This window comes from Streptomyces sp. NPDC054794 (assembly GCF_053611585.1).
In genome coordinates, this window is sequence record NZ_JBSHAQ010000003.1 from 14,454 (window position 1) to 26,583 (window position 12,130).

Below are 12,130 nucleotides of genomic sequence, written 5' to 3' on the forward strand. Positions count from 1 at the left end.
CAGGGCGAGGGTCGCCCCGAGCACGCCGGTCAGGCAGAACGCCAGCGGCAACCACCAGAACGCGTGGGCGACCCGGCGCCGCCGGGCGACGTCCCACGCGATCACTCCTACGAGGACAGCGACGACGGTGAGTCCGACGAGGAACCCCGTGTCATCACCGAAGACAGCGGCAAACATTCCCTTGCCCTTTCTCGGACAGGTATCCCAAGAGCGCCCGCGAAGAATTCCGGGGCGTCCGCTGAGTGACCTCGGGTCAGAATTTCCGAAGAGGGATCCGACGCTTGTCGCTGTGCTCATGCATGACGATGCGCAAGAAATACCGGGAAACCGGCACAATAATTACTCCCCCGTGAGCTGTCACCACGCTCCGCGGTGACGCGCGTTCCGCCGGCCTGGTCAGGGCCTCGGACGCCATGATCACTTTACAACGCTTGTCCTATTTCACGCACTCACGGATATGGCCCCCCATTCCCGAGCGATCACCGGTGCGTACACTGCGTCCATTCATCGGCGGCCCGTCGGGGGGCGGGTCCGAAACGCCCTGGGGGGCTCCATGCGCACATTGACGATCGGCTCCGCCCTGCTCGGTTCCCTTGCCGTAGCCGCACTCCTCGCACCGGGTGCGCAGGCGACCGAAGTGGTGGGCAACATCGATGTCGGCACCTTCCGGATCACCGGCGGGGGCGGCGCGGGAAACGACGTCGTGCTGGGCACCACCGACTCAAGGAAGATCACCGTCCAGCTGATGGCCGGTGACGACTCGGGCGTCAAGGTCGCGGACTTCACGCTCTACCACGGGAGCAGCCTCAGCAAGGCCGACGCGGTGCTCAAGCCCAGCGAGGCCGCGCCGGTGTGCACCGCCAACGGGACCACCACGGTCTGCACCAAGCACTACACGATCGACCCCCGCCGTGACCTGAAGAACGCGCTGGCCGGCATCTGGAAGGTCGCGATCGACGTCAAGGCCAACGACGGGGACTACGTGCAGACGGACGGCTACACCTCCTTCTTCATGAAGCGCAACGCCAAGCTGACAGCCAACGCCTCTCCCGAGCCGGTCGCCAAGGGCAGGACGCTCACCGTCACGGGCAAGCTCACCCGCGCCAACTGGGACACCCACGACTACCGCGGTTACACGAACCAGCGCGCCTACCTGGAGTTCCGCACGCCGGGCGTCAGCTACTACGAGTCCATGGGCTACACCCTCACCGACACCCACGGCGTCGCCACCGCCAAGGTCACCGCGACCGCCGACCGCTACTGGCGGTACGAGTTCAGGCCCACCATGACGACCAACGCCGTAAAGGCCACGGGCGACTTCGTCGACGTCCGCTAGTCGGCGGCCCGGGGCGGCTTTCCCGGACCGGACCGGCGCGCTGCGGCAGCGTTCTGAACCAGCCCTGTATCCCTTTCACGTTATGTGAGGCGACGGGAGGCTGGAGACGATGATGGAGCGAAGGAAATTCCTCGGGGCCGGTGCCGCGGGGGCCGCGGCCTGCTTCCGCAGGGCGGTCCGGAAACGCGGGCGTACGCGGCGACGGCGTACCCGCCGGCAGGGTGCGAGGACCCCGCGGGGACGCCGAACACCCCTCCGCTGGAGAAGTTCGTCGACCCGCTGCCCAGGCCACCCCCGCCGGCACTCCCGCCCGCCTCGACGGCCCCGGACCGAGATCGGTCCGGGGCCGTCGCAGGTCTTCGGGGACGCCACCCGTATCGACGTCCCTTTCATCGGCTCTGTGGCTCAGTCGGTGTCTTCGTCGCACAATGGCTCGGCGCGCCCGCCCTGGGCCGTTCGTGCCGGCAGTGACCGCTGGGTGTCGTCGTCGCCGACCGGCTGGAAGTAGTGGTCCAGCGCCCAGGCGGCCACGCGGGCGCCGGCCCGGCAGCCGTCCACGTCCGCCGTGCGGGAGTGGACGCCGCCCCACACACGGGCGTCGACCATGTCCCGGTTGAGGGCGTCGGCGGAATCGTAGTACCGCGTGGTGCCGGTGACCTCGGAGGGGACGTTGAGATCGATGTGCGAGGTGCCGAGGACGTCGGTCAGGGCACGTGCCACGGCGGCGGCGACGGTCGTGTGGCCGGCGATGTAGTCGGGGTGCGGTGGGGTGACGAGCAGCGGCTCCCAGGCCGGGTCCGCCGTGGTCGCGGGGTTGCCGTCGGTGTCGGCCAGGCGGATGGCGGTGATCGGCCGCCAGGAGCCGTAGTGGAACTTGGCGTCCCACGCGGCGACGACGGCGTCGGTCGCCGACGCGTTCACCGCGGCGAACAGCCGGGCCGTCTCGGCGGTGCCGAGCTGGTGGCGGGCGGCGTGGTCCCGTACGGCTGCCTGGACCTGTGCGACCAGGTTGCCGCTGAAGAAGAGGGCGGTCTCGGTCTGCTGCGGGCTCCTGCCCGAGCCGGTCTTCGCGCCCATGGTCTTCAGTTCCAGGAAGTCCTTGGCGTAAGCGGCCGAGGAGAGGGCGCGTGGCCCGCCGGGGCGGAACTGCTGCGGGGAGGTGAGCAGGAGCGGGCGGAGCGTGGCGAGCCAGGTGTCGATGAAGGGCTGGAACGCGGGCGGGGTGGGCCGCCAGACTCCCGGTGCCGGGGAAGCGGTGAACGGAAGGTTCGCGAACCGGCCGTCCCCTTCCCTGAGTTCGATGATGCGGGCGGCGGCGCGCTTTCCGTAGTCCACGCCTTGGTCCGTGGCCTGACCGGCCGGAAGAGCGGCGAGCGAGTCGGCGTAGGCGGTGTCGAGCTGCTGCTGGAAGGCGGGGAAGTAGGCGACCAGCACGTCATGGGCCGCGGTGGCGGCGGCCGCCGCGGAGGATGCCGTGGCCGGACCGTGCTCGTTCCACTTGTACAGGGCGTAGCCGCCCTCGATCCCCACCACGGCGTTGTACACGGCGACGGAGACGAATCCCTCCCAGATCACCGCCTGCCCGGAGGGGCGTGGGCCGAGGCTGGTCTTGATCGTGTCGGTGGCGATGGCGTTCCACTGGCGGACCACGGCTGCCGGGTCCACGGCGGTCCGGGGGGCCGGGTCGGGGGGACTTGCCGCGGCGGTGAGTGTCACGAGGGCGACGGCCGCGACGCCGCAGACGAATGCCCGGACTCGTGAACGTGGGGGAATGGGAAGCGGGGGCTCTTGATGCACAACGTGCTCCCTGGAGTCGAGTGCCCAAGGCTTAGCAACGGCCCCCTGTGTGATCAAGAGAACTCGCCGCGGCGCGACCGGTGGCACGCGCACGGCGTGGATCTTCGACCGGAAGACCCACGCCTTCTCCGCTCGGCGGGACTTCCCCGCTCACGCGGCACGCGCGTGAGCGGGGAGATCGTACGACCCGTCGTCGTGCGGGTCAGCGGGTCACCGGACGGCCGATCCGAAGGCCTTGCCGCCGGTCGGGATGCCGCCCGTGCCCGGCCGGAGCACCGTGACGTCCCCGTCCGTGTCGGCGTTCGTGGTGTACGAGGCGAGGTTGTTCCACGGCACCTCGTAGACCGCGCCGCCGGCCTGCGGCCCGTTCGGCATGCCGATGTAGACGTGCGTCGGCGACAGGGCGATCACCTGGCCCATGTGCTGGTTCGCGCCCGGTGCGCCCGGCACCTTGTTGTAGCCGGCGCGCAGGACGTCGCTGTGGTCGCCGGGTGCGGTCAGCAGGGAGAAGGTCTGCACGGCGCCCGCGCCGGCCGCGGTGCCCTGGGACTCGCCCGGAACGCCGACCGCGAGCTGCATGTCTGCCCAGGACGGCGAGGCCTTTTCGGGGGCGAGGTTGATGGCGGCGACGGTCTCCCCGAAGCGGTCACCGGTCTCGATCGAGCCGTCCACGTTCGGCTGGTCCTGGTGGATGACCTTCAGCTGCGACCAGTCGCTCCTGGCCGGGAAGTCGAACGTGTAGACGGCGCCCGCGTTGGCCACGTTCGTCGTGCCGTTGGCCGCGACGATCGACTCACCCGGCACGCCCACGGCGATGACCGAGTCGTTGTTCGTGCCCTTCGGGATGATCGCGACGGACTGGCCGAACGCGTCTCCCTTCTCCGCGCCGCCGGTGATCTTGTCGCTGTCCTGGTCCAGGTGCGCGCGCACGACCGGCTTGAAGTTCGGGCCCAGGTTGTGGGTCAGGACGGCGACGGAGCCCGCGCCGGGCTTGCCGCCGATGTTCGCGCCCGGCATACCGACGACGATGTTGGTCTTGTCCGCCGCCACCGCGGTGCCCACCTTGTCCCCGGCCTCGGGGGAGCCGGGCAGGCCTGCGCCCTGGGAGAGGAAGAGGTTGGTGCTGCCGTGCACGTACACCACCGAGCCCGCGTCGGTGACGGAGCCGACGTCCTCGCCCGGGTCGCCGATCACGAGGTACGGCTCGTTGTCGCGGGTGACCCCGGCGGCGAGGGCATAGCCGAGCAGGTCGCCCTTCTCCTTCCCGGCGTCCTTCAGGGCGCCGGTGCCCTCGCCCTGCGCGTAGTTGTCGGGTGCGCGCCCCTTGCCCAGGCCGGCCGGGGAGCCGTAGATGACGGAGACCATGCCGACGTCCGCGATGGAGCCGGCGTCGTCGTACGGGCTGGAGACGGCGAGGTCGGTGTAGCCGTCCTTGTTGTAGTCGACGGTGGCCAGGGCGTAGCCGAAGCGGTCGCCCGTCTCCGCGTCGCCGGGCACGGAGTCCAGGCTCTGGTCGAGCTGGGCGGTGCCCTTGCCGCCGCCGTAGACGACGTGGACGGCACCGGCCTCGGTGTACTGGCCGACGGTGGCCTTGGGGTCACCCACGGCGGTGTCCTCGACGCCGTCGCCGTTGAAGTCGGCGAACGGGGCCGACTCGACGGTGGACTTGACCCAGGCGGCGATGTCGTCGGTACGGGTGACGACACCGTTGGTGGAGGTCTGCGCCGGGTCGGTGCCGAGGCAGCCGCCCTGGTCGGAGCGGGAGGCGATGCCGAGCAGGCCGGCGGAGGTGAACACGGGCGCGCCCGAGTCGCCGGCACAGATGGCCGCGCCGGAGGTGCCGTGGACGGCGAAGTCGGTGCTGTTGACCTGGTCGACCTGGAACGACTCGCCGTGGAGCTTCAGCGGCACCCACTCGTCCTTGGTGCGGCCGTAGCCGGTGACCGAGACGGCCGCGTCCTTGGCGGGCGCCGCGGTGGCGATGCCGGGCAGGCCGATGTCGGCGACGGGGGCGGAGAGCCGGGCCAGGACCAGGTCGCGGTCGTCCCGGGGGACGAGCTGCACCACGTCGCGGACGACGCCGGCAGTGGTGGTCAGGTCGGTGCGGCCGATGGTGGCCGTCGTCCTCAGCTTCGGTGCCCCGGCCGGGATCTTGACCGAGGCGGCGGGGTCGTCCGCGAAGCAGGAGGCGGCGGTGGCCAGCCACTGGGGGGCGATCAGGGTCGCGGAACACGCCTTGGTGCCGGCGCCGATGTCGAGGCGGGCGGTGAAGGCGTGAGCGGTGTCGGTCTCGGGCTTGCCGGTCACGGCGTGCGCGCCGAGGGCGGGAGCGCCGATGACGGCGGCGGTCACGAGGGCTGCGAGCGCGGTGCCGCGCCTGCGGGTTGTGGTCATGGTGGTGTGTCGTCTTCCCCGTGTGTCGGCTACTTGCTGGTGCGGATCTCGACCAGGACGAAGGCACGTCCGTCCGGGTCGGCGGCCTCACCGGCCGCCTTCCACTCGCCCTTGCCGACGTCGATGCTCTGGGTCGCGCCGTCGGTGGTGAGCTTCACGTCCGCCTCGTGGTCCGCCTCGCCCTTGACGCCGTAGACGGAGGGGATTTCGAGGCTGAGGTAGCCGGAGGGGCCCGTGGCGCGGAAGCAGCTCTTCTCGCTCTTGCGGGAGTACACCTCCATCAGGCCGGTGCCGGAGGCGCAGTCGACGAGCGTGATGTGCCCGTCGCCGCGCTTGAGCACGATGCCCTTCTGCGCCTTGATGGCGTCCGCGCCGGGGTAGTTGTAGTCCTCGACCGCGTAACCGGGTGCGCCGTCGACGACCGTGGTCGCGCGGTCGGCGGAGGCGTGGCGATTGCCGGCGTGGTGGGCGGTGGCGGAGGAGGGCGAGGAGACGGACGCGAGGGCGACCGCGCCGGCGCAGGCCGCGGCGACCGCACCTGTGGCGATGATTCGCCGTGCGAGATTCATGGATGTTCCCCCTGAGAGAGTTCCCTGAATTCCCTGAATTCCCTTGAGAAACAGGGCGGGTTGAGTCCGTGAGACGCCTGAGGGATGCCGGGAGGGCATCCGGCGTGTGACCGTGGGTCAGACGGCCACAGAGGACGGTGCATTCAAACAGGCGCACTTGTCCCGCGCCACTGAAATGTCCACCCCTGCCCGGGTGGATCAGGGCAAAAGGGTCATGTGTCGTTTCTCACGGGCCTCATCAGCACCTGATGACTGGTCAATTTTCACGTGAGTAACTTAAGTTCGACACCGCGTCATCACCTGTCGCCGATCCGTGCGGCAGCGTCCGCCGCGTGCTCCAGGGCCTGACCAGCCCGCCTCGCACCGGCCTCGATCCGCGCATGTTCAGCTGACGCACCCGATGGCCCGCCACTGACCAGGGCGTGCCGCCGTCGGGTGCAGATCCATGGGGGATTCTTGAACACCACGTACTGGAGCCGGCGCCGCGTTCTCACCGTCGCCGGCGCCGCCACCGCGGCGACCGCGGTCTCGCTCGCAGCTCCCTCCCGTGCCCTGGCCGCCGTCGGCTCCGCCTCCGCCACCGCCGGGTCCTCGGACCTGCCGCGGCTTCCTCAACTCCCGGACACCGCCCGCGCGAAGGTCGTCACCGCGTGGAAGATCGGCGGACGGTCCGTCAAGAGCGCGGCGACCCAGGCACTGACCGGCTCCGCCGCCGACATCGACCGCTTCCTGGCCGAGGGTCTGGCGAGCGCCACCGCCGAGGACAACCGCTTCGCCCTCCTCAAGGCGCTGCCCGCCACCGGCAAGGGCACGGCCCGGGACGCCGCCGCGGCGCTCGACGCCGGTGACGACGCCGTCCACGCCTTCCTGACCGGCGGCTACCGGGCCGCCCAGCTGGAGGACCTCCGCGTCACCACCCTGACCGTCATGAACAGCGGCGGGACCGGGGTGAAGCGCGAGGCGCAGAAGGCCCTCGACTCCGGCACCGACGACGCCCTGACCGACTTCCTGCTGAACAGCCAGATCAGCGCCCGGCGCGAGGACGAGCGGGCCGAGGTCTTCACCATTCTCGCCACCGCCTCCCCGGAGGTGAAGAAGTACGCCCAGCGCGCCCTGGACGACGGCAGCCCCTCCGCGATCCACTGGTTCCTGAACACCGGTCAGTACATCGCGCGCGCCCGGGACCGGGAGACCGCCACCATCGAGCAGCTGGTGGCGATCGTGGAACGCGAGGGCAAGCGGGCCCAGCTCACCTCCGACCGGGCCGTCGCCGCCTCCGGCAAGGCGAAGGAGGCCGCCGCCAAGGCGAAGGAAGCGGCCCTGAAGGCCGCCGCGGAGGCCGACGCGGCCCGCGACGACGTCGCCAAGTCCGGCAAGGCGGCCCGCAAGGCCGCGTCCGCCGCGCAGGGCGCCGCCGCCGCGTCCCGCACCGCCATCCAGGCGTCCGCGGCCGCGCACTCCGCCGCCCGCCGCGCCTCGTACGCCGCCACCGCCGCGGCCCAGGCCGCGGCGACCGCCGGACGGGCCGCGTCCGCCGCCTACTCGGCCGCCCTCGACGCGGCGAAGGACGCCTCCAAGGCCAAGGCTGCCCGCCTGGCCGCCGAAGGGGCGAACAAGGCCGCGGCCAAGGCCCGTACGGCCGCCAAGGCCGCCGACGCGGCGGCGACCGCCTCCAACCAGGCGGCGGCGGCCGGTTCGGCCGCCGCCGGCGCCGCCCGCGACTCCGCCGCCGCGGCCCAGGCCGCCGCCACCGCCGCCGCGGCCTCGGGTGCCGCCCAGTCCGAGGCGGCCGAGGCCAAGGCCGCCGCCGCCGAGGCCGACGCGCAGGCGGCCCGCGCCACCAGCGCCGCGAACACCGCCCAGTCCCTGGCCAACACCGCCGCGACGGCGGCCCGTGCCGCCCGCGACGCGGCCAACTCCGCCGCCACCCATGCCGAGAACGCGGCGAAGGCGGCCAAGGCCGCGGCGGACGGCGCCGTCAAGGCGGCCGAGTTCGCCGCCACGGCCACCAAGTGGGCGAGCGAGTCGGTCACGGCCGCCGAGGCAGCGGTGAAGGCCGTCCAGGACGCCGAGGCCGTAGAGAAGGCCGCCCGCGACTCCGAGGCGCAGAAGCTGGCCGAGGACACCGAGCAGTCCCTCGTCGAGGCCCGGGAGATGGCCCGCGCGGAGGCGGAGGACCGGGAGAAGGCCCGCCGGGCCACCACCCAGTCCGACGCCCTGGACACCGCGACCAAGGACCTCATCGCCAAGGCCGAGAAGGCCTACGCCGCCGGGGACAGCGCGCAGGCCGTCTCCGTCGGGCGCCAGGCCGCGATGAACCTGATCTCCACCACGATCGGCACCTGGAGCCGGGACGCCGCCGACCATGCCCTGGCCGGAGCCGACGAGGACGTCCTGGCCTGGGTCGCCGCCGACCGGCAGATCGCGCAGAACCAGGACGACCGGGAAACGGTCCTGGCGGTGGCGAAGGTGTCCACCGAGCTCGTCGCGAACGCCGCCCAGGAGGCACTGGCCGCCACCGACGAGGGCGCCGTCGGCACCTTCCTGACCACCGGGATCAAGGCGGCCGCCGCGGAGGACAACCGCGTCGCCCTCCTGAAGATCCTCAACGGCAACCCCGGCAAGGCGGTCTCGGCGTCGGCGCAGGCCGCGCTGGACGACGGCTCGCCCCAGGCCCTGCACGGCTTCTTCACCACGTACGCCGACAACATCAAGCAGGACGACGAAGTCGCCGCCTTCGCCATCCTCAACACGGCCGGCCCCTACACCAAGGCCGCCGCCCAGGTGGCCCTGGAGGGCCCGACGTGGATGCGCCGCGACTTCGTCACCACCGTGTGCCACCGCACGGCGCAGCTCGACTACGACGCCGCCACGCACGTCGCGGCCGTCCGGGCGTCCATCGCACGCGCCGCGAAGATCGCCCAGGACGCGCAGAAGGACGCCTACGAGGCGTCGAAGGCCGCGGCCGACGCGCGCAAGGCGTCGACGGAGGCGGCGAAGTGGGCCGACAAGGCGAAGGCGTCCTCCAAGCAGGCCGACATCTACGCCAAGCAGGCCGACGCCAACGCGGCCGACGCCGAGCAGTCCGCCAAGGACGCGCAGGCGTCCGCGGACAAGGCGAAGACCGCCGCAGCGTCCGCGCGCACCGCGGCACGGCAGGCGAACTACTCGGCGAACCAGGCCGTGGCCTCCGCCGCTGCCGCTGTGGCGTCCGCCGGCCAGGCGCAGGCGTCGGCGAACGCGGCGCGCGCCTCCGCCGACGCGGCGGGCAAGGACGCCGCGGCCGCCGCCAAGGCCGCCACCGAGGCCCGCGCGACGGCGGTGGCGAAGCGTCAGCAGGAGCTCGCCGAGGCCGCGCGCAAGGCGGCGGAGACGGCGAAGCAGAACAAGCAGAACGGCGTCGACCCCGCCGACAGCAGCGACAACGACAAGGTCGACAGCGCCGACGGCTGGGGCAGCAAGGACGACTGGCGGGACTTCGCGCAGCTGCTGAACGCGGTCAGTGCCGTCTCCGGAACCGCGGCCGCGTTCAGCCTGCTCATTCCGCCGCCCTTCGGCGAGGCGGCCGCCGGCGTGTTCGGAACCATCTCATGGGTCACCGGTATCGGCTCGGCCGTCATCACCGGCTTCACCGACGGATTCACCTCCGACGCGTTCTTCGGCTCCGTGGCGGGTCTGGCGCTCGGTGCCCTCACCGGCGGCTTCGTCCTGGGCAAGATCAAGGTCAAGGGCCTGTCCCATGTCATCGAGTGGGGTGCGGAGGGCCTGAAGAGCGGCACAGTGATCGCCACGCGGATCGGCCATGAGATGGTGGGTCCGGCGGTCACCTACGCAACGACGGCGTGGGACTCGGCCGGTGACGCCGTGTCAGGCATCGGAGACGCCATTTCCGACGGTTGGGACTCACTCTTCTAGGACTGCCCATGTTCTTGTCGCTGTCCACCAGCGTCTGGATCCTCGTCGCGGCGGGTGCGACGATCGTCAACCTCGCCGCGATGCAGTGGATCATCCAGATTCCGAAATACCGGAAGAAGCAGTTCTGGATGCCGGTCATCGGCATGGTCGGTCTGGGCGTGCGGGGCCTGGCTCAGCACAACACGCTGCCCGAGACCCTCTATCTCTACGCGGCGGTCCTGGTCATGTTCCCACTGATGCTGGCTCCGGTGCGCGGCACGATCACCCGGGACTACTACCGGTGGGTCGAGGACCCGACGACGAAGGCCGGCAAGGGTGCGATGGCGTGGATCGCCATCTCGGGGACGGTCATGATGATCGTGATCGGCGCCGTCTACGCGGCCGGCGCGTAGTCGGCGTCCGGCCCGTCAGGACGCGCCGTCCGTTCGCCCGCTGGGAAAGGGCCCCTCGGAGATCAACTCCGAGGGGCCCTTCTGATGCTCCGTGCCTGGTCAGGCGCGGTGTCGACCAAGTGAGTGCACCTGGTCGCCGCCCCTGGGCGATGTCGACTATTCGATGTCCACCGGACCGTCGTTCGACTTCCTGCCCTTGCTGGTGGGCAGCTGGAGCAGGCCGTTGCCCTCGCTCTCCCCGGGGCGGTGGCCGTCGGTGTCCTGGCCGCCGTTCAGGTTCTGCCGGACCGAGTCGAGGATCGTCAGACCCTGGGACACCAGACCGGCGGCGATCTCGCCGAGGCCGTCCGCACCGTTGAGGACGTTGACGTTGGCGCCCGCGAGGCCGCCCGCGGCCTCCTTGACGATCTGCGGGAGCTGGTCGATCAGCATCCGGTCGAGCGCGACCCGGTCGTACGAGGCGGCCGCCTCCGCCTGGATCTTCATCCGCTGCGCCTCGGCGGCCGCGAGGATCCGGACCCGCTCGGCCTCGGCCTCGGCGGGCTTCACCACCTCGGCCACCAGCTGCTGCTGGCGCAGCTTGGCCTGGCGCTGGGCCAGCTCCGTCTGGGCGGCGAGCACCTCCTGCTGGGCGTGCGCCTGCGCCAGCGGTCCGGCCTGCGCTGCCTGCGCCTGGGCGCGGTCCACCTCGGCCGAGTACTCGGCCTTGACGATGGCGGTCTGCCGGGCGTACTCGGCCTGGTTGCGGGCGGCGACCTGCTCCGCCTCGACCGAGGCCTGGGTGGCCTGCGCCTGGGCGATCTGCGCCTGCCGCTGGATGGCCGCCTTGTGCGGTGCGGACATCGCGTCGATGTAACCGGTGTCGCCGTCGTCGATCGACTGGATCTGCAGCGAGTCGACGATCAGACCGATCTTCGCCATCTCGGTCTTGGAGGTGTCCAGGACCTCCGCGGCGAGCTTCTGCCGCTCGGTGACGATCTCCTCGACCGTCATCGAGCCGATGATGGCCCGCAGGTGACCGGCGAAGATCCGGCCGGTGAGCACCGACATCTGCTCCTGGTCGGAGAGGAACCGCTGGCCCGCGTTGATGATGCTCTCGTGGTCGTTGCCGACCTTGAAGGCGATGACCGCACGGACGTGCAACGCGATGCCCTGCCTGGTCACACAGGTCTCGGTGACCTCGGACTCACACATGGAGAGGGTGAGGAACCGGACCTTGCGGAACACGGGCAGCACGAACTTCCCGTGCCCCGTGACCACTCGGAATGGCGCGCCCCCCAGTCCCCGCCTGCCCCCCGAGATCAACATCGCCTCGTCGGGAGCGGGGACGCGGTATCCGAACATGCCTGTACTCCTCAGTCGGCGCCGGCGGGGTCTCCGCCCAGCGCGTCCAATGGGTCCACCCACTCGATGACGCCGACCTCGCGGCATCCACGTGATTCGATCACGAGCACTGTCGTGCCCACGGGCAGGGGGGCTTCCGACCAGGCGAGGAAGGTCTCGGAACCGCCTCTGACGCGCACCAGGACTTCGCCGGGGCCCGTGGAACCGCGCGTTCCGATGAGTACCTTCCCCGTGCAGCCGATCACGGCCTCGTCCTGCGGCATCACCGGCCGTCCTCCTCTTCCTGGCCCCATGATTCCGACGATAGACCCAGTCAGGCCGGGACCCAACGGGCGGGAGGGCCCTGCCCGCGTCACCGGGACACACGGGGCCGACGGCGCCCC

General features: G+C 71.3%; 8 protein-coding genes. 3 read left to right on the forward strand and 5 right to left on the reverse strand.

All coding sequences use genetic code 11. The features are described 5' to 3' along the window. The first annotated feature begins 553 nt into the window (after positions 1-553). Positions 554-1,336, forward strand: coding sequence for a calcium-binding protein (locus ACWGKT_RS03795; protein WP_453272334.1), 783 nt, complete (start codon positions 554-556; stop codon positions 1,334-1,336). 405 nt (positions 1,337-1,741) lie between these two features. Here ACWGKT_RS03795 and ACWGKT_RS03800 read toward each other — a convergent pair whose 3' ends face one another. From ACWGKT_RS03800 to ACWGKT_RS03810, 3 genes are all read right to left on the reverse strand, one after another. Continuing rightward, the gene (locus ACWGKT_RS03800; protein ID WP_453272335.1) at positions 1,742-3,052 is read right to left on the reverse strand and encodes a vanadium-dependent haloperoxidase; all 1,311 of its coding nucleotides are present in this window, start codon (positions 3,050-3,052) and stop codon (positions 1,742-1,744) included. A gap of 291 nt (positions 3,053-3,343) precedes the next feature. After that, positions 3,344-5,527 carry a trypsin-like serine protease gene (locus ACWGKT_RS03805; RefSeq protein WP_453272336.1) on the reverse strand — a complete coding sequence of 728 codons (2,184 nt, stop codon included), beginning with the start codon at positions 5,525-5,527 and terminating at the stop codon, positions 3,344-3,346. 29 nt (positions 5,528-5,556) lie between these two features. Then, entirely contained in the window at positions 5,557-6,096 is a 540-nt protein-coding gene (locus ACWGKT_RS03810; protein ID WP_453272337.1) for a hypothetical protein, read from the reverse strand. Between the two features lie 456 nt (positions 6,097-6,552). Between ACWGKT_RS03810 and ACWGKT_RS03815 the strand changes: the two genes are divergently transcribed. Next, the gene (locus tag ACWGKT_RS03815) at positions 6,553-10,011 is read left to right on the forward strand and encodes an ALF repeat-containing protein (protein WP_453272338.1); all 3,459 of its coding nucleotides are present in this window, start codon (positions 6,553-6,555) and stop codon (positions 10,009-10,011) included. A gap of 8 nt (positions 10,012-10,019) precedes the next feature. Next, complete coding sequence (locus tag ACWGKT_RS03820; RefSeq protein WP_356151873.1) at positions 10,020-10,403, forward strand: hypothetical protein; 384 nt, start codon at positions 10,020-10,022, stop codon at positions 10,401-10,403. Between the two features lie 156 nt (positions 10,404-10,559). On the opposite strand, the gene ACWGKT_RS03825 is transcribed toward ACWGKT_RS03820, so the two are convergent. After that, positions 10,560-11,747, reverse strand: a complete 1,188-nt coding sequence (locus ACWGKT_RS03825) for an SPFH domain-containing protein (RefSeq protein ID WP_356151875.1) — start codon at positions 11,745-11,747, stop codon at positions 10,560-10,562. Positions 11,748-11,758: 11 nt separating this feature from the next. Continuing rightward, the gene (locus tag ACWGKT_RS03830; RefSeq protein WP_356151877.1) at positions 11,759-12,010 is read right to left on the reverse strand and encodes a hypothetical protein; all 252 of its coding nucleotides are present in this window, start codon (positions 12,008-12,010) and stop codon (positions 11,759-11,761) included. Positions 12,011-12,130 lie beyond the last annotated feature (120 nt).

Bases quoted from the DNA above. Each gene is read 5' to 3' on its own strand.
- ACWGKT_RS03795 (WP_453272334.1), top strand. From the start codon at position 554: ATGCGCACATTGACGATCGGCTCCGCCCTGCTCGGTTCCCTTGCCGTA.
- ACWGKT_RS03805 (WP_453272336.1), bottom strand. From the start codon at position 5,527: ATGACCACAACCCGCAGGCGCGGCACCGCGCTCGCAGCCCTCGTGACC.
- ACWGKT_RS03810 (WP_453272337.1), bottom strand. From the start codon at position 6,096: ATGAATCTCGCACGGCGAATCATCGCCACAGGTGCGGTCGCCGCGGCC.
- ACWGKT_RS03820 (WP_356151873.1), top strand. From the start codon at position 10,020: ATGTTCTTGTCGCTGTCCACCAGCGTCTGGATCCTCGTCGCGGCGGGT.
- ACWGKT_RS03825 (WP_356151875.1), bottom strand. From the start codon at position 11,747: ATGTTCGGATACCGCGTCCCCGCTCCCGACGAGGCGATGTTGATCTCG.
- ACWGKT_RS03830 (WP_356151877.1), bottom strand. From the start codon at position 12,010: ATGCCGCAGGACGAGGCCGTGATCGGCTGCACGGGGAAGGTACTCATC.